This window comes from Paramicrobacterium chengjingii, from assembly GCF_011751765.2.
GTDB lineage: Bacteria > Actinomycetota > Actinomycetes > Actinomycetales > Microbacteriaceae > Paramicrobacterium > Paramicrobacterium chengjingii.
The window spans coordinates 2,442,242-2,464,627 of the sequence record NZ_CP061169.1 but is presented as its reverse complement, the minus strand read 5'-3'; the positions used below and the strand labels follow the sequence as shown (position 1 = coordinate 2,464,627).

Below are 22,386 nucleotides of genomic sequence, written 5' to 3'. Positions count from 1 at the left end.
GAGCTACTGGCAAGATAGGTCTATGTATCGAACCCGTGACGAGGCCCTGCTCGCGCACACGAAGGTGGCACGCTTCTGGCCGCTGATCGGAGCGCTCGTCGCCGTGCTGCTCGTTGCGGCTCTGGCCGGACTCGTCCTGCTGCGCGGCACGCCGTTCGAAGCGGATGCCGAGTGGATGACGTCTGTTCGAGAGAGCCCCAACAGCATTCTGATGCACATCAGCTTCGTCATGAACTTTCTTGGCGGAGGGCTCATAGCCTGGGTGATCATTCCCCTCGGCGGAGCGGCCGCCTTCGTTCTCACGCGCAAGCCGGTCGCCGCAATCTACTGGCTGCTCTCGCTCGGACTGAGCGCTGCCGCGGTGCAGGGAGTGAAGCAGTTGGTCGGGCGCGCGCGTCCCCTCGACATGCTCGTCGTGTCAGACCACGGCTCGTTTCCGTCTGGGCACACGGCGAACGCCGCGACCATAGCTGTGGTGCTCGGGATCGTCTTTCGCCGAACGTGGATCTGGGTCGTGGGAGTTCTGGGCATCGTCGTCATGGCATTCACACGCACGTATCTCGGAGCGCACTGGATCACCGACACGCTTGCGGGAACGCTCATCGGCGTGTGCGTCGCCGTTATTGCGTGGGCTGCGCTCGGGGTTCCGCTCTTGAAAGAACAACTACGGCCGCGCCACCAGAGGAGCCCGAGATGACACTCGACGTCGGAAGGAATTGGGCGGGAAACCTCGCTTACGGGGCTGAGCGCATCGTCGCCCCCGCTACCGTCAGCGAGGTGCAAGAGGCGCTCTCCGGCGCGTCGCAGGTGCGTGCGGTCGGTTCACGGCACTCCTTCAACACGATCGCCGATACCCAGGGAGTGCTGCTCGCGACATCGCGTCTTGACTCTGCTTCCGTCATCGACGAGGTGTCCCGCACCGTCACCGTCGGGGCGGGTACACGGTACGGAGAACTCGGAGCCGAGCTGCAGCGTGCGGGCTGGGCGCTGTCGAACCTCGCCTCGCTTCCGCACATTTCCGTTGCCGGGGCCATTGCGACGGGAACACACGGTTCGGGAGATCGTGTACCGGCGCTTGCCGCTGCCGTCGCGGGGCTCGAGTTTGTCACGGCAGCGGGCGAGATCGTCACGCTGCGGCGCGGAGACGACGACTTTGCAGCGGCTGTCGTCTCGCTTGGCGCACTCGGCATCGTCACGAGCGTGACACTTGACATTGAGCCGACCTTCGAGGTGTCGCAGCACGTCTACGAGAAGCTCTCACTCGAACGAGTGCTCACCGATTTCGACGAGGTGACGAGCATGGGGTACAGCGTCAGCATGTTCACCACGTGGCGCGACCCCGACACTCTCGATCAGGTGTGGGTGAAGAGGCGAACGGATGCTGACGCGCCAGCGCCAGCGGGGGTGCTCGGCGCCCGCCCGGCCACTGTCGCCCGTCACCCGCTGCCGGGCATCTCGGCAGAGTTCTGCACGGCGCAGCTCGGGGAGCCCGGTGCGTGGATCGACAGGCTTCCGCACTTTCGACTCGACTTCACGCCCTCGAACGGCGACGAGCTGCAGACCGAGTACCTCGTGCCGCGCACGCGCATCGCTGAGGCTCTGAACGTCATGCGCGAGCTGGCACCGATCGTTGCGCCGCTGCTGCAGGTGAATGAGATTCGCACCATTCCAGCTGACGAGCTCTGGCTGAGCCCGGCGTATGGGCACGATGTCGTGGGGCTGCACCTCACGTGGTTGCCCGCACAGGCCGAGGTGGAAGCGCTGCTCGCTGACCTGGAAGAGCGTCTGCTGCCGCTTGGAGCCCGCCCGCACTGGGGCAAGCTGTTTGTCGCCGACGCGGAAGCTCTGCACGCGGCGTACCCGAAGCTCGCCGAGTTTCGGGATGTGGCCGATCGCTACGACCCCAACGGCGTCTTTCGCAACGACTTTCTCACACGCGCATTCGGCGACGTCTGACGCGCCTGCGACCACTGGACGCTCTGGGCGCGCAGCTGATCAGGCGGAGCCAGGGGTGAGCACCTGCCACATCACCCCAAAGTTGTCGCGCACCTGCCCATACGTGTCGCCCCACGGCGCGGGCAGAAAGGGCAGCTCGATGGTTCCTCCTGCCGCGGTGAACGTCTCGATCAGCGCCTCGGCCTCGGGCACGGTGTCGGTCATCGCGAGAATCGAGTAGACGGGTGAGAGCGTTGACGGCAGGTCGTCGCCGATCTCGTCTCCGGCACGCAGGTCAAGCGCGCCGCCGGTGAGGCTGGCGTGGGCGACAGCATCCGGCCCGGGCTGCACGGGGAACCCCTCGGTTGACATGCCGTCGTAGCGAAGCACCTCCAGCTCTCCGCCGAAGATGGATTGATAGAACGCCATTGCCTCGGCGGTGGTGCCGGGGAACGAGATGTACGGCGCTGTCGACAGTGACATGAGAGATCCTCTCGCGATTTTTCGTCCATCGTCGCACGATGTGGCGGCTCAGAGAAGAAGAGAGCGTGAAGCAGTCAGAGTGACATCGTGCCCTGCTCGATGCGCGTGTTGCGATCCGCGTTGCGCGAGGCTTCGAGCACGGCGATGAGCGCGACCATGCATACGGCGGCGACGGGCAGTGAGAAGGGAACCAGCGCAGACAGCCCGATCAGCACAGCCAGCGTCACGATGACGACGTTGGTCACACGGCTCAACACGTGGCGCAACGTGAGCGCCCACGTGCCGAGCAGAAAAAGGCTGACGGGCACGGTGAGTGTGGCAGCCGCAGCAACTCCCGTGATGTCGGCGGCGTTGGTATCGACGTCGATCGCCACCTCGATACCCGCCGACAGCGCGCCCGCCGCGGCGAAGACAACGAAGTGCCCGTAGCCGAAGATGAGTGACGAGCCAAAGCTTGTGATGCTGTCTGAATGCTCACGCGCAAAGTACGTCCACCACATTCCCGCGGTGAGAATGAGCCCGCACACCGCGACGATGATCAGCGCGGGAAGGTGCGCCGTGTGCTCCACGGAGTCGATCACGGCATTCGCGGACGCCAGCACGGATTCCCCGATGAGAATGAGCGTAAACAGACTGTAGCGCTCGGTGATGTGCTCGGGGTGCCACGGAGTTTGGCGACGTCGCTCGGCGATAATCGGCACGGCCAGCTCACCGCCCATCAGCACCAGAAACGACACGACGCCGCCCTGCTCGGGCAGCCAGAGCCGAGCAATCCACAGCATCTGCATGATCATGATGCCAATCGCATAGACCAGCGCCGTCTGGCGCAGATGGCGAACGGATGCTGCGGCACGCAGCCATTGAGCCACCATCGGCAGCCGCATCACGACGTAGCCGAGGGTCATAATCGTGAAGTCGCCCTCGGTCATGGCGCTGCCTGTGCCGGCAGCGAGAACGAGAGCTCCCGACATCTGCACGATCGTCAGCAGACGGTAGAACCAGTCGTCGGTGTCGAACGCCGTGGCGAACCAGGTGAAGTTCATCCACGCCCACCACACGGCGAGAAGCACCATGAGGTACGAGCCGACACCCGAGACGATATGCGCGTCGGCCTCTGCGGCATGCAGGTGGGACGACGACAGCGAGACAGAGACGACGAAGACCAGGTCGAAGAACAGCTCAAGCGGACTCGCGACACGGTTCGGCTGCGACGGATCGCGTGGGTTCATGCGAATGAGGCCGAAACGAGTGCGCATGGCGAATAGTCTTGCGCACCCAGGCCCAGTCGTGTGCTGCGACGCGCGCGCTTTGCGCCCGTAGACTCGCTGTGTGAGCAGCATCCGCCCCTATCGCCCGTCTGACATGAATGACGTTATTGACATCTGCGTGCGCACGGGTGACGGCGGCGGTGATGCGACGGGAAAATTTTCGAGAGACACTCTGCTGCCAGACGTGTACGCGGTGCCGTATATTCGGCACGACCCGGGGCTCGCGTGGATTGTCGACGACGGCGAACGCGCAATCGGGTACCTCGTCGCCACGGCAGACACACGCGATTTCGCGCGCTGGTTCGCCGATGCGTGGTGGCCCGAGGTTGCCGGCCGCTATCTACCGAGCACATCGGAGACGCCGGGGGAGCGCGGGCTGATTGAATCGGCGTCCAATCCAGCGAGGATGCTGGTCAGCGATGTTGACGCCTACCCCGCTCACCTGCATATCGACCTGCTTCCCGCCACTCAGGGGCAGGGCCTGGGGCGTCGCCTGATCGATACGCTCGTTGCGGAGTTGAGAGAACGTGGAGTCACCGGTCTCCACCTGACAGCGGGCGCGACGAACGTCGGGGCGATCGCGTTCTACGAGCGCGTCGGATTCCACGAGCTCGAACGCGATGACGGCAGCGTCACCTTCGGCATGACGCTCTGAGCCGGTGCGTTGAGCTCAACGGCTGCGCTGCGGCCGCCGCTCGAACCACGTGAGCATGTCGGGATTCGAACGCTGCAGTTCATCAAGCGTCACTGTGTTCTGCACGTGCTCGACGGGAGCGGTAACGAGCCGAGATGCCACCTGGTTAATCGACTCATCCGTCCAGAACTCACCGCGCATACGCAGCAGCAGGGCGCCGTCACTGTCGAGCACAAACATCTGCAGCACGGGATCGGTGGCGCCGGTGCGTCGCAGGCGCAGCACGATCGCACGGGCGACGTCGATCAGCTCAACGTCCCGCGTTCGGAGGAAGAACGGCACGATACCGAGCGCGGATGCCGAGATCGTGACCTTCATCATGGCAAAACGCACAGCGACAATGCCGAGAACAACCATCAGCAGAACCTGGGCGGTGAGAACCCACCAGCCGGCCCCGACGGGAACGGCGAGCCAGTAGAGGGTGAGCAAGAGCGGCACGGTGATGACGGCTACGACGAGCAGCCCCTGCCACAGCAGAGACCGTCGTGTCCGCACGACGGTTGACTCCATCAGCGCCGTTTCCCCCATTGATCCTCCCTGTCTATCTTGGTACGGATCGACGCGCTTGTCGTGTCCTCACTTTGGAGGACACGACAAGCGATGCTGTCAGTTTCTGCGGCGGAGTGCGGAGTTCGTCAGCGATGGGGGAGTGTCTATTTTCTCATCGGGAGCGAGGTCGAGCCCCGGCTTCACGATGTCGTCGATCGCATCCAGTACGTCATTCGTGAGGACGGTGTCTGCCGCGGCCAACTGTGAGTCGAGGTGGGCACGCGTCCGGGGTCCGATCAGTGCGCTTGTCACTGCTGGGTGTGCGGTGACAAATCCGAGCGCGAGCTGAATCATCGTGAGTCCGGCGTCGTCTGCCACGCGTGACAGCCTCTCGACGGCACTTAATTTCGCGATGTTCTTCGGTACGGTGAGTTCGAACCGGTCAGTCATGATGCCGGATCTCCGCGTCGTCATCTTCGCGCCCTCCCGGATCGCGCCCGACAGCCAACCCCCGGCGAGAGGACTCCACACGAGTACGCCGAGAGCGTGGCCTTGCGCTGCGGGGAGCACGTGTTCCTCGACGCCGCGCTGCAGAATCGAATAGGACATCTGCTCGGTGACAAAGCGACTCAGTCCGCGTTCCTTTGCCGCCCACTGGGCTTCGACCAGCTTGTACGCCGGGTACGTCGACGTGCCGAAGTGTCGAATTTTTCCCGCGCGTTGAAAGTCGGTCAGTGCCGAGAGCGTCTCCTCATCGCTTGTTGTCGGATCCCAGCGATGTACCTGGTACAGATCGAGGTGGTCTACTCCGAGTCGTCGGAGGCTGTCGTCGAGTGCGCGGGTGAGCCAGCGACGTGAAGCCCCCTGATGGTTGAGCTCGTCGCTCATCGGAAGGCTTGCCTTGGAGGCGAGCACGATATCGTCGCGTCGCCCGGCGATCGCAGCGCCAAGGATCTCCTCAGAGTCGCCGTGGCCGTACATGTCGGCCGTATCGATCAGATTGATGCCGGCAGAAAGCGCTGTGTCCACGATCGCCGTGGCTTCTTCCTGTGCCACGTCGCCAATCTGCCCGAAGTTCATGGCACCGAGTGAAAGCGAGCTGATGCGGATGCCGGTGCTGCCCAGAGTGCGGTAATGCATATGGTCTCCCGTGTGAGATGTTGGTGTGACTCACCCCGCTCCCACTGGCTCGACAGCGTTGGATCTGCCATCATGGGTAAGCGGAGCGTTGTTCCGTTAACTATACGGAACAATGTTCCGATTAAGCAAGAGGTTCTGTGGAGGTCAGCGATGGCAGACGTAGCGCAGCGGGCGACGCGAGCAAAGCGTGCCGATGCTCAGCGGAATGAAGTGGTTCTTCTCGAGGCTGCGGCCGCCCTTTTTGTCGAGTGCGGTGTTGACGTGCCGGTGCGCCGGATCGCCGAGAAGGCGGGCGTGGGAACAGGTACGATCTATCGGCACTTTCCGAATCGATCAGACCTCGTGATTGCCGTATATCGGCATCAAGTCGAGGACTGCGCTGAAGCGGGCCCGAGGTTGCTCGGCAGTGCTGAATCGCCGTATGCGGCGTTGGTGGAATGGGTTGATCTCTTTGTTGATTTCCTCGTCACGAAGCACGGGCTCGCGAGTGCAATGCGGAATGACGGCAAGGGATACGAGGGGCCCCACGCATATTTCATCGACCGTCTCGAGCCTGTTTGCGGTGACTTGCTCGCGGCGGCCAAGGAATCAGGGGAAGTGCTGGTCGACATCGAGGCATATAGCCTCATGCTCGGAGTCGGAAACCTGTGCGCGTATTCGGGTGGGGACGATCGTTATGAGGCCCGCATTCTCGTTGGCGTGCTCATCGCGGGACTCCAAGTGCAGCCCAGGCTCGCCCCTTAATCCAGTACATACGGCCGAAATTGGAATGCAGTAAGGAGAAACGCGAGAGGTTACTCCATCTTGTCGCGCGGCTGACGCGCCGAGTCGATTGACGCTGAATCGGTCCCTCGCAGTGGGGAGTGCTTTGAGGTCGAACGTGCAGCAACTCGACGAATAACGAGGAAGGCGACGAAGATCGCGCCCGCGACAAGGGCGACGAGCGCAACGGGGCTTGTCGCGAAGATCGTGAATGATCCGTCTGACATCAGCAGGCTTCGGCGGAAGTTGGACTCGAGAAGCGGACCAAGTACAAATGCTAGAGCGAGAGGAGCAGGTTCGAACCCGTACTTCTTCAAGATGTAGCCAACGATTCCGAAGGCAAGGGCCACCCACACATCGAACATCGTGTTGTTAACGCTGTACACACCGACAAGCGTGACGACGAGCGTAATCGGAGCAAGAAAGCGCATCGGTGCATTGAGAAGGCGCGTGAAGAACTTCACGAGAGGGATGTTGAGGGCAAGAAGCACAATATTGCCAATAAACATCGACACGATCACGCCCCAGAAGACTTCAGGGTGGCTGCTGACAAGGAGCGGTCCAGGAGTAATGCCCTGCAGAAGAAGAGCTCCGAAGATCACTGCCATTGTGGTGTTTGCAGGAATCCCCAGACTGAGCAGCGGGATGAACGAGGAGTTTGCTGCCGCGTTATTCGCGGTCTCGGGCCCGGCCACGCCTTCAATCGCCCCTCGCCCGAACCGGCTGCGATCTTTACCGAGTCGTTTCTCGAGCCCGTACGACGCCATTGATGCAATTGTGGCGCCTCCGCCAGGAAGCACTCCGAGCAAGAATCCGAGAATCGACCCTCTGGCGATTGGCCCGCTCGATGCCCGCAACTCCGCGCGGTTCGGCAGCACGCGCCCGTAGCCTAGCGCGGTCTGTGGTTTGCCTTTCGACGCCTCGACGCTCGAGATGAGTTCTCCGATTCCGAAGAGCCCCATGGCGACAGCGGCGAACGAAATACCGCTGGCGAGGTCGGGGACGCCGAATGTGAAACGGTTCGCTCCGGTCACGGGGTCTTGCCCGATCGTCGCAAGAAGAAGGCCGAGTCCAGCCACGAGAGCTCCGCGCAGAAAGGCACCATTGGTGAGGTAGGAAACGAGAATGATGCCGGCAAATGCGAGAAGTGCGTATTCGGGTGGTCCGAACTGCAGAGCCAGCTTTGCAAACGGAGCCGCGAGAAACAGAAGGCCGATAATGGCAATGGTTCCTCCGATAAAGGAACCGATGGCCGAAATGCCCAGCGCCACACCACCCTGGCCCTTCTTCGCCATCGCGTGACCATCGAAGGTCGTCACGATCGTGGTCGCTTCTCCAGGAATCTTCAGGAGCACCGACGTGATTGTTCCGCCGTACGCGGAGCCGTAGAAGATCCCGGCCAGCATAATGATTGCCGATTCGGGAGGCAGGGCGTACGTGATTGGAAGGAGCAGTGCGATAGTTCCTGCCGAACCAAGGCCGGGCAGAACACCAATGAGATTCCCGGCAAGTACTCCAATCAGGACCATGAGTAGGTTCTCTAGAGTTAATGCCGTTTGAAGACCGATGAGAATTGAGTCGAGCACGAAGACCTCAGAACTTATTATGTGGAACGCATGTCACACACGCGGTGTTGGAACGCCAAGCAAGATGAAGAAGAGGAACCAACAAGCGGCTGAAGTGATGACTGTCACTGCGGTGATTTTGATCCAGCTCCGCTCGCCCGCGAGAATCTGCCCGATCGTGAGGAGGAATGCCGACGCGACGATGAAATGAACGTGCGTCATGAGCACGATGAATACGGCCACTGCGCCGATGAGACCGATGCCGGTGAGCGAGTCGAGACTGAAGTGCTCACCTTTGCCGTCCCGGTTCACCACCATGAAGACGATTGCTGCTGCAATGATGCTGAGGCCGAGCACGAAGGGCCAGAATCCGGGGCCGGGCGCGTCCGGTGTTCCGATTCCTATCGAAACAGTCCAGGCACACGCGCCCGCCCCGAGAATGATGAAACCGATTGTCACAGCAAGACGACGAGGAATTTCCCCGGCGCGCGTCTGGGCGGGCTGCTCAGAGTCGAGCACGTGGCTTGTGTTCTCGCTTGATGAAGTCATGTCCTCCCCTTGCTCGCTACGGTCAGACATTGGTTAGAGCAGCCCCAGATCTTCAAACAGAGTTTCGTTTGTTTTCCGTTCCTTGGTGAGCTGCGAGATCATGTCGCCAGTTCTCGTCGCTGCCCGAGCAGAATAGAGCGAATCGAGAGTCTCCAAGAACTCATCAGACGCAGCGGCCTTCTCGAAAACGTCTGTCAGCTCTGTCAGTGCGGACTCATCGAGTTCGTCATTGACGTAGAGACCCTTCCAGATCGACATATTGACATCGACGTCTTGCTCAAGTGCTGTTGGGACGTCCTTAAGATACTGAGAGCGTTCCTCGCTGAAGACCGCGACGGCCGTAAGATCGCCCGATTCGACATACTGGAGAACTTCGCCTGGGTGGGCAGCGACGGCGTCAACTTGGTTTCCAAGAAGCGCAGTGAGCGCGGGAGCGTTTCCCTCAAAGGGCACCCCTGTCGCGTCTAGCCCCAGCTCGTCGAAGGTCTGGGCTTGAGCCAGTTGGGTATAGCTGCCACCGCCTGTTGTGCCGTAGGTGAAGCGATGCGATTTCTCCGATGCCAGATCGTCGAGTGACGTCCATCCGCTTCCGGAGTTCACGACGAAAACGATGTCTTCCTGGTTAAGGGATGCTACGGCTGCAAAGTCCTCCGGTGTGAACTGCACGTCCTGGAAGAACGGCATCGACGTGAAAGGACCGTTCGGAAGCATGATGGTCTCGCAGGCCTTCGGCTTCTTCTGCGCAACCTTGGTCGCGGCCGTGGTGCCGTTGGCTCCCGGTTGGTTGATCACGTTCACGGTAATCCCGGATTCGTCTTCGGCAATCTTCGCGAGTGAGCGACCTGCGGTGTCAGAGCTTCCGCCGGGGGAGTACGGGACGATCAGGTCGATTTGGTCGCAACCGGAATCTGATGCGCCTCCCGAACCTGATGTGCAGCCGGCAAGCACACTGACCAAGGCAAACGCTGCGAATGCTGCACCGGCCTTTTTACGCACCTGCCGTGAAATTGGCGCATTGGCTCCTGCTGCGTATCGCGAGCCATAACTACGGGAAATGCTCTTCATCATCGAAGCTCCTGACCTGAATGCTGTTCTGAGTACTGAACATTAGCGAATGAAAGCCGCAATATCAAGCCAACTTGAATTCATATCCAGTATGCTGAATAGTGTTCAGCGATATTGGTCTTCGACGAGGAAGTGTAGAGAAATGACGCACGGACGACCGAACGTAGTCTTCATCATCACCGACCAGCAGCGGTTCGATACCATCGCGGCACTCGGATACTCGCATGCGAAAACACCTAACCTAGATCGGCTGGTGAAAGAAGGTACCGCGTTCACGCGCACCTATGTAACGTCGCCGTCGTGCGCGCCATCCAGGGCCAGTCTCTTCACCGGTTTGTACCCGCATACGACTGGGGTGCTGAGGAACGATGATCCATGGAATCATTCGTGGGTTGAGCAGCTTGCCGAGGCTGGGTATCGATGCGTGAATGTCGGCAAGATGCATACCTACCCCTATGAAACGTCGGTGGGGTTCCACGAGCGACATGTTGTGGAGAACAAGGATCGTTCGAACCCCAAGCTTCCGTTCTTTTTGGATCAGTGGGATAAAGCGTTTATGGCGCGAGGGCTCACCAAGCCTGACCGCAGAACAAAGTATCGTGCAATGTCCGACTATAAGGATCGCCTTGGTGCGTTCGTTTGGGAAGCTCCTGAAGATCTTCACGCAGACAATTTCGTCGGCGGGTTCGCCGTGCACTGGCTTGACACGTATCCGGGCGACGAGCCCTTTTTTCTTCAGATTGGATTCCCCGGACCGCACCCACCGTACGACCCGACCCCTCGTCACCTTGATGCGTATGAAAATGAGCGGATGCCGGAACCTGCTATGACACAGGCCGACATTGAGAGCCAACCTCACGCTCTTAAGGAGCTTCGGCAGGATCACCTCGACATCGATCACGACGGAATCGTCCACCTTGAGCACCCCACAGATGAGCAGACGCAGAGACAGCGACGGCACTATATGGCCAATGTCTCGATGATCGACGAACAAGTCGGAATCGTCATTGATGCGCTTGACAGGCGTGGGGTTCTCGACGATACAGTCATCGTCTTCACCTCAGACCATGGAGACTGCCTGAACGACCATGGGCATTCGCAGAAATGGACGATGTACGAACCGAGTGTTCGCGTCCCTGCAATCGTGTGGGGCCCCACTGTGGCACCCGGACAAGTTCTCGACGGACTTGTCGCTCACATGGATCTGGGTCCAACTGTTCTCGAACTCGCAGGGCTTGTGCCGCCAGCGTGGATGGAAGCTGAGTCACTCGCGCCGGCATTGCGAGGCGAAGCCTGGCAAGGCAGGGGCGCAGTGTTCTCAGAACATGCTCGCGATGTCATTCTCTTCGGTACGGAACTGATGACGATGGTTCGTGACGATCAGTTCAAGCTCGTGGAGTTCATCGATGACGACTATGGTCAGCTCTTCGATCTGCATGCAGATCCAAACGAAGAGGTGAACCTGTGGGACGATCCGACGTATCTGGCGACGCGATCCAAACTCAGTACGGTGATCTCCCGGTGGCGGGCAGAGAGCGAGCTCAAGACCTCCACCTGGCCGAAGGCGTTCCGGTGACGGATTCGGCATCGACTGTGGCGTCGATAACGAGCATCAGGTGCCACAATGTTGTAATGAGGTCAGGATGCTGAACCACATATCAACTGTTGGAAAGGGCGTTGTGAAAGAAGCTTCCTCTTCGCGATCGGTAGTGCCCGCGCTTTCTAAAGCGATTTCGATCCTAAATTTTCTTGCAGAGTCGACGGGCGGCAAGAATCTGACGGAGATCGCAGAGGCCATCTCCTCTGCAAAATCGACAACGTCAAATCTTTGCAGAGAGCTGGAAGAGAGTCGACTCATCGCGCGCGTACCCGAGGGGTACGAGCTAGGGAGACGTACGGTGGAGCTCGGCGGAGCGTACCTGTCCAACTATGACCAGCTTCGTGATTTCTACGCTGCGTGCGCAGAGCTTCCGCATATGCGCCACGAGCTTGTCAAGGTGGCGGTACTCGATGGAACTGATGTTCTGTACTTGGCGCGCCATGAGGGGCGAGCGCCGCTGCGTCTTTCGGCGAGTATCGGCGATCGGTTTCCTGCGGCATCGACGGCTGTAGGGAATGCACTCCTCGCGGAGCTCTCGATAGACGAGGTGGAACGACGCTTCAGCGTAGCTGACGCGTTCCCCGCGTGGACGGGGCTGAGTACCCGGAATCTGGAGGATCTGCAGGGGAAGCTCGCGCTCGTTCGCGAGCGAGGATATGCCGTGGAAGACGGCGCTGTGCTCCCTGGAGTGCACGGTATTGCCGTGAGTCTTCCATCTGGAAGGGTGGGTCAAGCTTCACTCGGGCTGGGCGTTTCGTTTGTCGGCGCGACAACAGACGACGAGACACGCCACGCACTCCACGACGAGCTTCTCGAGCTTCGCGTCCGCCTCGTCAACCCCCTCCAGGTCCTCTCGAACAGGGCGACAGCCACGCGTGAAGGGTCAGCTGGTGTCTATCCGGCTTCGTCTGCCTGAGTGCGACGAATAATTTCGCGTGTGACCTGTGCGGCATCTTCCCCTTGCCTGCGTTGCACATGACGAGCGAGGTCGAGATGAAGTCCAACATCCACCATGCTCGCGTGGCTTTCGCCGAGGATACTCATATTGCGCTCGTGCAGGCTTTCGCGAATCACACCGGACAACCTGAGGAACATCGAGTTGCCGGAAGCTTCGAGGATGAGTCTGTGGAAAAGCGCGTCATTGCGCGAGAACGCGTCAGCGTCGCCTTCGACGGCGCACGTCCACAGTGCACCCGCAACACTGATGATCTGCCCAGCTAGCTCGGCCGATCCAACCTCGCTAGCGAGTCGCGCTGCATCGGGCTCAACAGCCAGTCGAACTTCGATCAGCTCTCGAATCTGTCGGGCTCGTTCAGAGGATTCGAGTCGCCAACGAATGATCTGGGGATCAAAGACGTTCCATTCGCTCTCTGGCAAGATCCGTAGACCCACACGCTTTCTCGCGCGCAGGAGGCCAAGCGATCCGAGCACTCGAGCAGATTCCCGAACAACACTTCTCGAGATACCAGTGGCGGCTTCAAGGTCTTCGACTGTGATCACGGCGTTTTCAGCGAGGCGACCATCGCAGATCGCCATCCCGAGCAGGTCGTGGACGTGCACGTAGGATTGCGCAGCGCTGGCCTCAGCCGGGCCGTTTGGGAAAAGCGATCGTCGAAGATCTGAAGGGGATACTCGCCCGCTTACTGGGGCTTCTCCTCGAGTCATGCGGCGCTCACAGGTGTGATCACCAACTCGTTCAGGCAAATGTGCTTGGGCGCGTCGAGGACGAACTGTACGGCCATCGCTATGTCGTCCGGGGTGAGCATTGCCGCCCGCTCCTCCTTGCCTGGCACATTCGGTCTGAGCGAGAGAAAGTCTGTATCGACGACTCCGGGGCACAGATGGCATGCGCGAATTCCGTCTCTGTTCAGCTCGTCGTTGAGCGTTTTGGACAGGGAGCTGAGCGCCGTTTTGCTCGCGCTATATGCGACACCGGCATCTTTCGCGAACCGCCAGCCGGCGACGGAAGAGATGAAGACGATTGTGCCGTGACCGATCTGTCGCATGCTCGGGAGCACCGTGTCGACCACGAGAGTTGCTCCCATGAGATTTGTCTGCACCACCGACGAAAAATCTTGCATTGATTGATTGTGCCAGTAACGCTGCACGCTATTGAGACCAGCCGACAGCGCAACGTGCGTCACGGTGCCCCATTCGTTCTCAATCGTCGAGTGCGCACGCGTGACGCTTTCATGGTTCGAGGTATCCATCGTGACCACCAAGCCCGTTCCTCCTCGATCAGAGATATCCCGTGCAACATCATTGAGCGAGTCGGAGCGGCGTCCAGAAAGTGCAACCTTGTATCCGCGCTCGGCCGCAGCCAGGGCAATGGCTCGCCCCATTCCGCTTCCCGCACCCGTGACCCACAAGAGCGGTGGCGACGCTTCCATATGCATTGTCCTGCTTTCTCTCGTAGTTTCACCATGATGACATAAAGTATGCTTTTATCTCAACGTGGCCGATTTTAAGTAAGAGTTAAACGTCGTCACATGGACGTCGATAGAAGGAGCAGTGTTTCTCATGCAGATTGATTTCACGGGCAAGGTCGTTGTCGTAACAGGGGCTGCAACAGGTATCGGACGAGAGATAGCGAGGCGATTCAAAGCCGAAGGTGCCACTGTCATTCCACTCGATGTGAATCACGAGGGATTGCGCGCGCTTGCGGCGGATTTCCCCAGCGAGGGGTGGAACGACGCTGGTGTTGTCTGTGACGTTCGCGATACCGAAGCTGTTCAGGAGGTTGTCGACGGCATTATTGCCGCGCACGGCCGAATCGACGTACTCATCAACAATGCCGGGGTAAATGCCGTGGGGCTTGTGGAGGACCTCGACCGTGACGTCTGGGATCGGTGCTTTGACATCAACGTGCGCGGTGTCTTCAACACGTGCAAGGCGGTTGCGCCCGCGATGAAGAAGCAGAACTATGGTCGCATCATCAACGCTGCATCGTTTGCGGCGATTATGCCAAGCATCGGTGCGTCAGCATACGCCGCGTCAAAGGCCGCGGTCGTTCAGTTCTCGCGAACTTTGGCTGGTGAGCTTGGCCCGTGGGGAATTACAGTGAACTCGTATGCTCCAGGCATGATCCCGACGGCCATGAACGGCCTTGCGGACCTGCCCGAGGGTGAGCAGTCGAAACGCCTGGACATGCTTACCGTGCGCCGGTGGGGCGAGACCGATGACATTGCAGATCTTCTGTGTTTTCTTGCTAGCGACTTCGCCGGTTACATCACCGGGACGCTGACAGATGTTAGCGGCGGAAAATTCAGCACACAAGCGCCAAGCCGGGCTTACAACGAGCGTTGAGCTGACTGGGTGCCGACCTGGCTATCCGCAAGCGGATCGACGCGTCTGACGTATCAGTTGAAACATGCTGTTCATGGTCAAAAATTGGCGGAGAATGGGGGATTCGAACCCCCGAGGGCGTTAACCCAACACGCTTTCCAAGCGTGCGCCATAGGCCACTAGGCGAATTCTCCATGGCCGCGAAAAGCGGCCTTGGTTATCTTACCTGAGACCTGGCAATGGTGCCGACCACGGCGGAGCTGCACCGGTTCGACGGCACGGTTTCAGTCTGTACAATGGATGCTGGCTCCTCGCGTGGCGCCATCCAGGCCAAATCCCCCAGGACGGAAACGTAGCAAGGGTAACCGGGCTCTGGCGGGTGCGCGAGGGGTCACTATTTTTACCCCTAAAGGTGAGCTATACTCACGTTCATGTGTGATGGTCACGAAAGGACTGACGAGGCACGGCAGTGCAGCGTCGGGAGCGCGACCGGGAGTGCCGGCACGGATGCCGATCAGCATCCGCCTCACTCGTCTCGTCGGCTCGTGCTGGGGGCCGCGTGGTCATTCGAGGTCATAGAGGCCGCTGCCGAATCCGATGTCGCTCGCGTGACATCACGGAGTGGCCGCACCAGTAGCAATACGGTGTCTGCGGCGTAGCCAGCCTGCGTGGCGCACCCGACCCTTATGGGTTAGAAACGCTTCTGCTGTGGCGTCTTCTCGGGCAAATTCGATCCCTCCCAGCCGCGGCGGATCGACCGCGATCCACGGTGCTCGTCGCGTGAGCGATACACGATGTACGGTCGGAACAGATAGCCGATCGGTGCAGAGAACACGTGCACCAGGCGGGTAAACGGCCATAGGATGAACAACAGTGTGGCACTCACGGCGTGCAGTTGGAAGAGCAGTGGCGCGTCGATCATGAGCGACGGATCCGGCTGGAACAGCAGGATGCTGCGCACCCACGGCGAGATCGTCTCGCGATAGTTGTACCCGCCACCGATGATCTGATGGGCGATCGTGGCCGCCGTACCGATCGCGATGGTGAGCGACAGGAACACGTACATGATCTTGTCCATCACGGTGGTGGCGAGAAACACGGTACCCACCGTGCGGCGCCGGAAGATCAGAATCGCCAGCCCGGAGACGAGCAGGGCAGCCGCGGCAGTGCCGAGCACCGTCGCACCCCAGTGGTACATGTGCTCGTCGATGCCGATCGCGTAGAGCCACTCCCGAGGAATCAGAAGCCCGACGATGTGCCCACCGAGCACCAGCAACGCGCCGAAATGGAACATCGGGGAGCCCAGCCTCAGCAGTCGGGTTTCGTAGACCTCGCTCGAACGACTGGTCCAGCCGAATTGGTCATAACGAAAACGCCAGATGTGCCCCACGATGAACACGGCGATTCCCGCGTACGGCAGGGCAACCCACAGTGCGAAGTCGAGGGCGTTCATGCCCCTACCTCCTCGCGCGCGGAGTAAGGCTTCAGATCGCCAAGGAAAGTCAGGCCGACGAGCTCGGTCGGTGGGCCGTCGTTCACGAGACTCAGGTAACGCTCGCGCGTGGCGTCGTCGATCTCAGGCAGTGAGGCCGCCACCGCCTCGATGAGGTGCAGGTATGGGCTCTGCATCGCAGTGAGTGCCGCGCGCAGAACCTCGATGCCGTCACGGTGAGCTGCCAGCAGGTCGATGGCGACGGGCGACGCGCTCGCCGCCGAGAATTCGAGCACAGCGGGAAGATAATCGGGCAGCTCTTCATCGCTGGGCTCACACCCGGCAGCCCGGTATGCCTCAATGAAGCGCACGAGCGCCATTCCCCGTTTGCGCGTGTCGCCGGCTGCGTAGTACGTGAGGTACATGGCGCACTTGCGCTTGAGGTCGAACGTGGCGACGAAATTCTGCTCCAGTGCTTCGGCGCCAGCATCCGCCATTGCATTCAGAAAACGGTGAAAGTGCTCCTCAATCACCAGGGGAAGGCTCGTCACGGCGTCGGCGACGGCGGGCCACGCCGCGCGTCTTTGTGCATCGGGATAATCAAGCAGAATGGATGCCGCCATGTGGGCGATTCGCCGTTGGTCTGGCGTGAGCGCCACGGGCGCAACGGGTTGAGGCAATGGTTTGACGGGACTCATTTCTCGTCTTTCGTCTTGGCCGGCGGAAACATGCCCTCGGGGCGGCCGTTGCCGTCCCAGTTGAGCAGGTTCACACGGCCCGGAGAGGACGGGCGGTCGGCAGTCTGCCGATCCTTCAGCACATGGAAATTCTCGACGGCAACAGGTTCCGGGCCGTGTCCGCTCGAGAGTCCAAGGGGACCGGCGCCGCCCATGCCTGGCCCGCCGTCGTAGTCGAGCGAACAGGCAAGCTCGTCGAGCTCACGTGCTTGTTCGGAGTGCGCCTGGGGAATGACGTAGCGCTCCTCGTACTTCGCGATCGCCAGTAGACGGTACATCTTCTCGACCTCGGCGCCTGTCATGCCCACGGCCTCGGCGATCGACTCATCGCGCCCCTCGTCGAGGTTGATGCCGCGCATATACGAGCGCATGGCGGCGAGCTTCTGCAGCGACTCCGTCACCGGGCCAAGATCGCCGGCGCTGAACAGCCCGGCGAGGTACTCCATGGGAATGCGAAGCTGGTCGATCGCGGCGAACAGGTTGTTCGCGTCTTCACCGTCGTTGCCGCTGCCGGCGACGACGTCGACAACAGGCGAAAGCGGCGGGATGTACCAGACCATCGGCATCGTGCGGTATTCCGGGTGCAGCGGAAGAGCGACGCGGTACTCATTGATGAGTTTGTAGATCGGGCTGTTCTGCGCTGCCTCGATCCAGTCTTCGGGAATATCTTCGGCACGCGCTGCCTCGATGACCGCGGGATCGTGCGGGTCGAGAATGACGTCGCGTTGCGCCTCGAGCAGATCCTTTTCGTCTTCAACACTCGCCGCCTCAAGCACCTTGTCAGCGTCGTACAGCACAAGGCCGAGGTAGCGCAGACGGCCGACGCAGGTTTCGCTGCATACCGTCGGCAGGCCCACCTCGAGGCGCGGGTAGCACAGAGTGCACTTCTCCGCTTTGCCAGTCTTGTGGTTGAAATACACCTTCTTATATGGGCATCCAGACACGCACATGCGCCAGCCGCGGCACTGGTCTTGGTCGACGAGAACGATGCCGTCTTCACTGCGTTTGTACATGGCGCCCGACGGGCATGACGCAACGCACGACGGATTGAGGCAGTGCTCGCAGATACGCGGAAGGTAGAACATGAACGACTGCTCGAATTCCATGGCGACGTGGTCGCTCATGTGCTTGAGGATGGGATCTTCCTGCACCGTCTCGGGCGAGCCGCCGAGATTGTCGTCCCAGTTGGCCGACCAGCCAATCTTCATGTCGTCGCCGGTCAGCAGCGACTTCGGCTTCGCTACGGGAGTGTGTTCGCCCGCGGGAGCGTTCAGAAGCATGTCGTAGTCATACGTCCACGGCTCGTAGTAGTCCTCGATCTCAGGCAGCTTCGGGTTGTAGAAGATGTTCGCGAGTTTTTGGATGCGGCCACCCGACCGCAGCTTGAGCCTGCCGCGTTTTGTGCGCACCCAGCCGCCGCCCCACTTCTCCTGATCTTCGTAACCGCGCGGGTAGCCGACGCCGGGTTTCGTCTCGACATTGTTGAACCACACGTACTCGACGCCTGTTCGGTTTGTCCACGCCTGCTTGCACGTCACCGAGCAGGTGTGGCACCCAATGCATTTGTCGATATTCATCACCATGGACATCTGAGCCATGACACGCATCAGTATTCGACCTCCTGGCTGCGACGGCGAATCACCGTCACCTCGTCTCGCTGGTTTCCTGTTGGTCCGAGATAGTTGAATGCAAAAGAGAGCTGGGCGTAGCCGCCGATGAGATGGCTCGGTTTGAGCAGAACACGCGTTAGTGAATTGTGGATGCCGCCGCGCATGCCGCTCGTCTCGGTTTTCGGCACATCTACCGTGCGGTCCTTTGCGTGGTACATGAACACCGTGCCCTCCGGCATCCGGTGCGACACGATGGCTCGGGCGACGACGACACCATTGCGGTTGTACGACTCGATCCACTCGTTGTCGCGCACACCGATCTTGTCGGCGTCCTGCGGCGACATCCAGATGGTGGGGCCTCCGCGGCTGAGCGAGAGCATGAACAGGTTGTCCTGGTACTCGGAGTGAATCGACCACTTGGAGTGCGGCGTCAGGTAGCGCACGGCGACCTCGGCCCTCCCGTGTGAGCCAGGGGCACCTGTCGCCGCCGTCGAACCGACCTGCGAATCGCCGTAAAGCCGGTAGAGGTCGAGTGGCGGACGGTAGATCGGCAACGCTTCGCCGAGTTCGAGCATCCAGTCGTGATCGAGGTAGAAGTGCATTCGCCCCGTGAGTGTGTGCCACGGCTTCTTATGCTCGACGTTCACTGCGAAAGCTGTGTAGCGACGGCCGCCGTGCTCGGAGCCTGACCACTCGGGCGAGGTGACGACGGCAACCGGCCGCGACTGCACATCGGGGAACGTGATGCGTGTCTCTTCCGTTCCCGCCGCGAGCTCCTCAAGGCTGGACTGACCCGTGTGCGCACCGAGCTTCTCGAAGCCCTGCAACGCGAGTCTGCCATTTGTCGTTCCCGAGAACGCCAGCACCATCTCGCACGCGCGCACGTCACTGTCGAGGCGTACGCTGCCCGCGTACGGGCCAGTCTGCACCAGCCCGTTAACGCGCCCGAGCTTCTCAATCTCCGGTGTCGGGTCGTAGGTGATGCCCTTCGTCTGCATGCCGAGCTTTGCCGTGAGCGGCCCGAGGGAGCCCATCTGCTCAGCGAGCTTCGAATAGTCACGTTCGACCACAATGAGCTTCGGCATTGTCACACCGGGCACGAGCGGCGCATCGTCGGTGACGGTGCCGTTTGGCGTGGCCATCGCGTCGGCTGTGTCGTGCATGAGCGGTGCAGCGACGAGGTCTTCGCGCACGCCCAGATGGGTCGTCGCCATGTCGCTCATTTTCTTCGCGAGCGTGTGGAAGATGTCGAAGTCGGTGCGTGTCTGCCACGGCGGCTGAATCGCAGGGTTGAACGAGTGAACGAACGGGTGCATGTCGGTAGACGAGAGGTCGTGCTTCTCGTACCACGTTGCTGCGGGCAGCACGACGTCAGAAAACAATGTTGTGCTCGTCATGCGGAAGTCGGCGGTGAAGAGCAGATCGAGTTTGCCCTCGGGCGCTTCGTCATGCCACTGCATGGTTCGGGGCCGACGGTCGCCCTCCGCCTCGGGAGCGCGTACCGCGGCATCCGTTCCCAAGAGATGCTTGAGAAAGTACTCATTTCCCTTTCCCGACGAGCCGAGGATGTTGCCGCGCCAGATGCTGAGAACACGGGGAAAGTTCTCGGGGCTGTCGGGGTCTTCGCATGCGAAGCTCAGGCTGCCGTCCTTCAGACTGTCGACCACGTACTGCTGGGGCTCGACGCCCCGCGCTCTGGCCTCATCGACGATGTCGAGCGGGTTTCTGTTGAAGGTGGGATAGCTCGGCATCCACCCGCGTTTCGCGGACTCCACCATGCAGTCGGCCGTCGTGCGATTGGCAAACGTGCCGTTCGCGAGCGGCGAGGCGAGCTGATCGGCGGGCAGACCGTCGTAGCGCCACTGGTCGGTGGCGAGGTACCAGAATGCGGTGCCGATCATGTTGCGTGCGGGGCGTACCCAGTCGGCGGCAAGCTGGTACTGGTTGTACCCGGTGAGCGGCCGCACTTTCTCTTGACCGACGTAGTGCGCCCATCCGCCCCCGTTGACGCCCTGGCATCCGGTGATCGTGGTGAGGGTGAGGAAGGTTCTGTAGATGGTGTCGGAGTGGAACCAGTGGTTCGTGCCGGCGCCCATGATGATCATGGAGCGGCCATTGCTGCGCTCGGCGTTGTCGGCGAACTCACGGCCGATACGGGCGACCTGCTCGGCGTTCACCGAGGTGATCTCTTCCTGCCACGCGGGGGTGCCCGGCGTCGTCGGATCGTCGTACCCGGAAGGCCAGGTTCCGGGAAGGCCGTCCCGGCCGACACCGTATTGCGCAAGCAGCAGATCGAACACGGTTGTCACCGTTTGACCGGCGACGGATGCCGTCGGCACGCCGCGCCGAATGACGCCAGTTCCGCCCGTGTGCTCGTCCCCTTCGCCCGGCGTGATGTCGAAGCGCGGCAGATCGATCGCGGCAGTCTGACCCGACCACGCGGGAGAGTGCATGATCGACAGCAGCGGATCGACGTCGCCGAGGTCGAGGTTCCAGCTTCCCGTGTCGGCGTCGCTGAAGCGGTGCCCGAGTGAGCCGTTGGGAACGACGGGGGAGCCGCTCTGATCGAGCAGAACTGTCTTGAACGCGGGGTTGGCCGTGGCGGCATCCTGACCGCCGAGATCGGAGGCCGTCACGAATTTGCCCGGAACCCAGGCGTCGCCCCGTTTCTGCAGGGCAACAAGGTACGGAGCATCGGCGAAGCGCTTGAGGTAGTCGTTGAATCGCGGAGTCTCGCGGTCGACGAAGAACTCCTTCAGAATCACATGCCCCATGGCCATGGCCAGCGCCCCGTCGGTTCCGGGGTGCGGTGCGAGCCATTCATCGGCGAACTTCGAGTTGTCTGCGTAGTCGGGCGAGACGGTGATCACCTTCTGCCCGCGATAGCGTGCCTCCGTCATGAAATGCGCGTCGGGCGTGCGGGTGACGGGAACGTTAGAGCCCCACATCATGAGGTAGGCGGCGTTGAACCAGTCGGCGGATTCGGGAACATCCGTCTGGTCGCCGAACACCTGCGGGCTGGCGACGGGTAGATCGGCGTACCAGTCGTAGAACGACTGCATTGTGCCGCCGATGAGGTTGACGAAGCGGGCGCCGACGCCGTGGGAGACCATGCTCATCGCGGGGATCGGTGAGAACCCGGCCACCCGATCGGGCCCGTACTTCTTGATCGTGTGCACGTGGGCTGCGGCGATAATCTCGGCAGCCTCTTCCCAATCGGCTCGCACGAGTCCGCCCTTGCCGCGAGCCCGCTTGTACGCGCGTGCCTTCTCGGGGTCGCTCGTGATCTCCTCCCACGCGGCGACCGGGTCACCGAGGCGCTGCTTGGCCTGCCGGTACATCTGCAGCAGCACTCCGCGCACGTACGGGTAGCGCACGCGGGTGGGCGAGTACGTATACCAGCTGAACGCTGCGCCGCGGGGGCATCCTCTGGGCTCATACTCTGGGGAGTCGGGGCCGACGGACGGGTAGTCGGTCTGCTGGGTCTCCCACGTGATGATGCCGTCTTTCACATACACCTTCCACGAGCAAGATCCCGTGCAGTTGACGCCGTGGGTCGATCGGACGACCTTGTCGTGCGACCAGCGATCGCGGTAAAAGGAGTCTCCGGCGCGCCCGCCCCTCAGATACACCGAACGCAGGTCGTCTGACACCTCGCCCGGGCGCAGGTAGCGGCCGAGGTTCACGAGCGAGTCAGCGAGCGGACCGTCAGTACGAGCTCCGCTGTCAGTTCGGCTGGGTGCCGTGGGTGTGCGCTTCGCCATGGGGACCT

General features: G+C 61.1%; 20 protein-coding genes, 1 tRNA gene, 1 other RNA gene and 1 pseudogene. 9 read left to right on the top strand and 14 right to left on the bottom strand.

Going from position 1 to position 22,386, the window contains the following annotated elements:
• Nucleotides 1–22 precede the first annotated feature (22 nt).
• Nucleotides 23–697, top strand: a complete 675-nt coding sequence (locus HCR76_RS12010; RefSeq protein ID WP_166990692.1) for a phosphatase PAP2 family protein — start codon at nt 23–25, stop codon at nt 695–697.
• On the top strand, nt 694–1,956 hold the full coding sequence (locus tag HCR76_RS12005) for an FAD-binding protein (protein ID WP_166990689.1): 1,263 nt from the start codon (nt 694–696) through the stop codon (nt 1,954–1,956). Before HCR76_RS12010 ends, HCR76_RS12005 begins: the two co-directional genes overlap by 4 nt.
• A gap of 39 nt (nt 1,957–1,995) precedes the next feature.
• On the opposite strand, the gene HCR76_RS12000 is transcribed toward HCR76_RS12005, so the two are convergent.
• Both HCR76_RS12000 and HCR76_RS11995 read right to left on the bottom strand, forming a co-directional pair.
• Entirely contained in the window at nt 1,996–2,418 is a 423-nt protein-coding gene (locus HCR76_RS12000; RefSeq protein ID WP_166990686.1) for a VOC family protein, read from the bottom strand.
• 74 nt (nt 2,419–2,492) lie between these two features.
• Nucleotides 2,493–3,674, bottom strand: a complete 1,182-nt coding sequence (locus tag HCR76_RS11995) for a low temperature requirement protein A (protein ID WP_166990683.1) — start codon at nt 3,672–3,674, stop codon at nt 2,493–2,495.
• A gap of 73 nt (nt 3,675–3,747) precedes the next feature.
• Here HCR76_RS11995 and HCR76_RS11990 point away from each other — a divergent pair, with 73 nt between their 5' ends.
• Nucleotides 3,748–4,341, top strand: a complete 594-nt coding sequence (locus HCR76_RS11990) for a GNAT family N-acetyltransferase (RefSeq protein WP_198248047.1) — start codon at nt 3,748–3,750, stop codon at nt 4,339–4,341.
• A gap of 15 nt (nt 4,342–4,356) precedes the next feature.
• On the opposite strand, the gene HCR76_RS11985 is transcribed toward HCR76_RS11990, so the two are convergent.
• Nucleotides 4,357–4,908, bottom strand: coding sequence for a hypothetical protein (locus HCR76_RS11985; RefSeq protein WP_166990680.1), 552 nt, complete (start codon nt 4,906–4,908; stop codon nt 4,357–4,359).
• A gap of 78 nt (nt 4,909–4,986) precedes the next feature.
• On the bottom strand, nt 4,987–6,009 hold the full coding sequence (locus tag HCR76_RS11980; protein ID WP_166990677.1) for an aldo/keto reductase: 1,023 nt from the start codon (nt 6,007–6,009) through the stop codon (nt 4,987–4,989).
• Between the two features lie 150 nt (nt 6,010–6,159).
• Between HCR76_RS11980 and HCR76_RS11975 the strand changes: the two genes are divergently transcribed.
• Nucleotides 6,160–6,753 carry a TetR/AcrR family transcriptional regulator gene (locus HCR76_RS11975; protein ID WP_166990674.1) on the top strand — a complete coding sequence of 198 codons (594 nt, stop codon included), beginning with the start codon at nt 6,160–6,162 and terminating at the stop codon, nt 6,751–6,753.
• Between the two features lie 50 nt (nt 6,754–6,803).
• On the opposite strand, the gene HCR76_RS11970 is transcribed toward HCR76_RS11975, so the two are convergent.
• The 3 genes from HCR76_RS11970 to HCR76_RS11960 form a co-directional block, all read right to left on the bottom strand.
• Nucleotides 6,804–8,300, bottom strand: a complete 1,497-nt coding sequence (locus HCR76_RS11970) for a tripartite tricarboxylate transporter permease (protein ID WP_166991699.1) — start codon at nt 8,298–8,300, stop codon at nt 6,804–6,806.
• A gap of 90 nt (nt 8,301–8,390) precedes the next feature.
• Complete coding sequence (locus HCR76_RS11965; RefSeq protein ID WP_166990671.1) at nt 8,391–8,885, bottom strand: tripartite tricarboxylate transporter TctB family protein; 495 nt, start codon at nt 8,883–8,885, stop codon at nt 8,391–8,393.
• A 33-nt stretch (nt 8,886–8,918) separates the two neighbouring features.
• Entirely contained in the window at nt 8,919–9,953 is a 1,035-nt protein-coding gene (locus HCR76_RS11960; RefSeq protein WP_166990668.1) for a tripartite tricarboxylate transporter substrate binding protein, read from the bottom strand.
• Between the two features lie 139 nt (nt 9,954–10,092).
• On the opposite strand from HCR76_RS11960, the gene HCR76_RS11955 reads away from it, so the two are divergent.
• The 3 genes and pseudogenes from HCR76_RS11955 (at nt 10,093) to HCR76_RS11950 (ending at nt 12,466) form a co-directional block, all read left to right on the top strand.
• Nucleotides 10,093–11,526 carry a sulfatase family protein gene (locus tag HCR76_RS11955; protein WP_166990665.1) on the top strand — a complete coding sequence of 478 codons (1,434 nt, stop codon included), beginning with the start codon at nt 10,093–10,095 and terminating at the stop codon, nt 11,524–11,526.
• 67 nt (nt 11,527–11,593) lie between these two features.
• Nucleotides 11,594–11,806: pseudogene (locus tag HCR76_RS17705) on the top strand (helix-turn-helix domain-containing protein); the annotation flags it as partial.
• Between the two features lie 42 nt (nt 11,807–11,848).
• Nucleotides 11,849–12,466, top strand: coding sequence for an IclR family transcriptional regulator (locus tag HCR76_RS11950; RefSeq protein ID WP_244971386.1), 618 nt, complete (start codon nt 11,849–11,851; stop codon nt 12,464–12,466).
• On the opposite strand, the gene HCR76_RS11945 is transcribed toward HCR76_RS11950, so the two are convergent.
• Together HCR76_RS11945 and HCR76_RS11940 are read right to left on the bottom strand one after the other, a co-directional pair.
• Nucleotides 12,445–13,110, bottom strand: coding sequence for a FadR/GntR family transcriptional regulator (locus HCR76_RS11945; RefSeq protein ID WP_166990659.1), 666 nt, complete (start codon nt 13,108–13,110; stop codon nt 12,445–12,447). The genes HCR76_RS11950 and HCR76_RS11945 overlap by 22 nt on opposite strands.
• A 101-nt stretch (nt 13,111–13,211) precedes the next feature.
• A complete protein-coding gene (locus HCR76_RS11940) occupies nt 13,212–13,940 on the bottom strand; it encodes an SDR family oxidoreductase (protein ID WP_166990656.1) in 729 nt (242 codons plus the stop codon).
• Between the two features lie 130 nt (nt 13,941–14,070).
• Here HCR76_RS11940 and HCR76_RS11935 point away from each other — a divergent pair, with 130 nt between their 5' ends.
• Nucleotides 14,071–14,856 (top strand): SDR family NAD(P)-dependent oxidoreductase, encoded by a 786-nt coding sequence (locus HCR76_RS11935; protein ID WP_166990652.1) that lies wholly within the window; start codon nt 14,071–14,073, stop codon nt 14,854–14,856.
• Nucleotides 14,857–14,941: 85 nt separating this feature from the next.
• Here HCR76_RS11935 and HCR76_RS11930 read toward each other — a convergent pair.
• A tRNA-Ser gene (locus tag HCR76_RS11930) sits at nt 14,942–15,029 on the bottom strand.
• A 108-nt stretch (nt 15,030–15,137) separates the two neighbouring features.
• On the opposite strand from HCR76_RS11930, the gene ffs reads away from it, so the two are divergent.
• Nucleotides 15,138–15,234, top strand: an RNA gene (ffs, locus tag HCR76_RS11925) — signal recognition particle sRNA small type.
• Nucleotides 15,235–15,526: 292 nt separating this feature from the next.
• Here the strand turns inward: ffs and narI are convergent.
• From narI to HCR76_RS11905, 4 genes are read right to left on the bottom strand one after another with little or no spacing between them, the layout of a single operon-like run.
• The gene (narI, locus tag HCR76_RS11920) at nt 15,527–16,288 is read right to left on the bottom strand and encodes a respiratory nitrate reductase subunit gamma (protein ID WP_166990650.1); all 762 of its coding nucleotides are present in this window, start codon (nt 16,286–16,288) and stop codon (nt 15,527–15,529) included.
• Nucleotides 16,285–16,965 (bottom strand): nitrate reductase molybdenum cofactor assembly chaperone, encoded by a 681-nt coding sequence (narJ, locus tag HCR76_RS11915; RefSeq protein WP_166990647.1) that lies wholly within the window; start codon nt 16,963–16,965, stop codon nt 16,285–16,287. Before narJ ends, narI begins: the two co-directional genes overlap by 4 nt.
• Nucleotides 16,962–18,611, bottom strand: a complete 1,650-nt coding sequence (gene narH, locus HCR76_RS11910; RefSeq protein WP_166990644.1) for a nitrate reductase subunit beta — start codon at nt 18,609–18,611, stop codon at nt 16,962–16,964. The genes narJ and narH overlap by 4 nt, the downstream gene beginning before the upstream one ends.
• Complete coding sequence (locus HCR76_RS11905; protein WP_166990641.1) at nt 18,611–22,378, bottom strand: nitrate reductase subunit alpha; 3,768 nt, start codon at nt 22,376–22,378, stop codon at nt 18,611–18,613. Before HCR76_RS11905 ends, narH begins: the two co-directional genes overlap by 1 nt.
• Between the last annotated feature and the right edge of the window lie 8 nt (nt 22,379–22,386).

Bases quoted from the DNA above. Each gene is read 5' to 3' on its own strand.
- HCR76_RS11955 (WP_166990665.1), top strand. From the start codon at position 10,093: ATGACGCACGGACGACCGAACGTAGTCTTCATCATCACCGACCAGCAG.
- narH (WP_166990644.1), bottom strand. From the start codon at position 18,611: ATGCGTGTCATGGCTCAGATGTCCATGGTGATGAATATCGACAAATGC.
- HCR76_RS11985 (WP_166990680.1), bottom strand. From the start codon at position 4,908: ATGGGGGAAACGGCGCTGATGGAGTCAACCGTCGTGCGGACACGACGG.
- HCR76_RS11980 (WP_166990677.1), bottom strand. From the start codon at position 6,009: ATGCATTACCGCACTCTGGGCAGCACCGGCATCCGCATCAGCTCGCTT.
- narI (WP_166990650.1), bottom strand. From the start codon at position 16,288: ATGAACGCCCTCGACTTCGCACTGTGGGTTGCCCTGCCGTACGCGGGA.
- HCR76_RS11995 (WP_166990683.1), bottom strand. From the start codon at position 3,674: ATGCGCACTCGTTTCGGCCTCATTCGCATGAACCCACGCGATCCGTCG.
- HCR76_RS11970 (WP_166991699.1), bottom strand. From the start codon at position 8,300: ATGGTCCTGATTGGAGTACTTGCCGGGAATCTCATTGGTGTTCTGCCC.
- HCR76_RS11940 (WP_166990656.1), bottom strand. From the start codon at position 13,940: ATGGAAGCGTCGCCACCGCTCTTGTGGGTCACGGGTGCGGGAAGCGGA.
- HCR76_RS11975 (WP_166990674.1), top strand. From the start codon at position 6,160: ATGGCAGACGTAGCGCAGCGGGCGACGCGAGCAAAGCGTGCCGATGCT.
- HCR76_RS12010 (WP_166990692.1), top strand. From the start codon at position 23: ATGTATCGAACCCGTGACGAGGCCCTGCTCGCGCACACGAAGGTGGCA.
- HCR76_RS12000 (WP_166990686.1), bottom strand. From the start codon at position 2,418: ATGTCACTGTCGACAGCGCCGTACATCTCGTTCCCCGGCACCACCGCC.
- HCR76_RS12005 (WP_166990689.1), top strand. From the start codon at position 694: ATGACACTCGACGTCGGAAGGAATTGGGCGGGAAACCTCGCTTACGGG.
- HCR76_RS11935 (WP_166990652.1), top strand. From the start codon at position 14,071: ATGCAGATTGATTTCACGGGCAAGGTCGTTGTCGTAACAGGGGCTGCA.
- HCR76_RS11905 (WP_166990641.1), bottom strand. From the start codon at position 22,378: ATGGCGAAGCGCACACCCACGGCACCCAGCCGAACTGACAGCGGAGCT.
- narJ (WP_166990647.1), bottom strand. From the start codon at position 16,965: ATGAGTCCCGTCAAACCATTGCCTCAACCCGTTGCGCCCGTGGCGCTC.
- HCR76_RS11965 (WP_166990671.1), bottom strand. From the start codon at position 8,885: ATGACTTCATCAAGCGAGAACACAAGCCACGTGCTCGACTCTGAGCAG.
- HCR76_RS11960 (WP_166990668.1), bottom strand. From the start codon at position 9,953: ATGATGAAGAGCATTTCCCGTAGTTATGGCTCGCGATACGCAGCAGGA.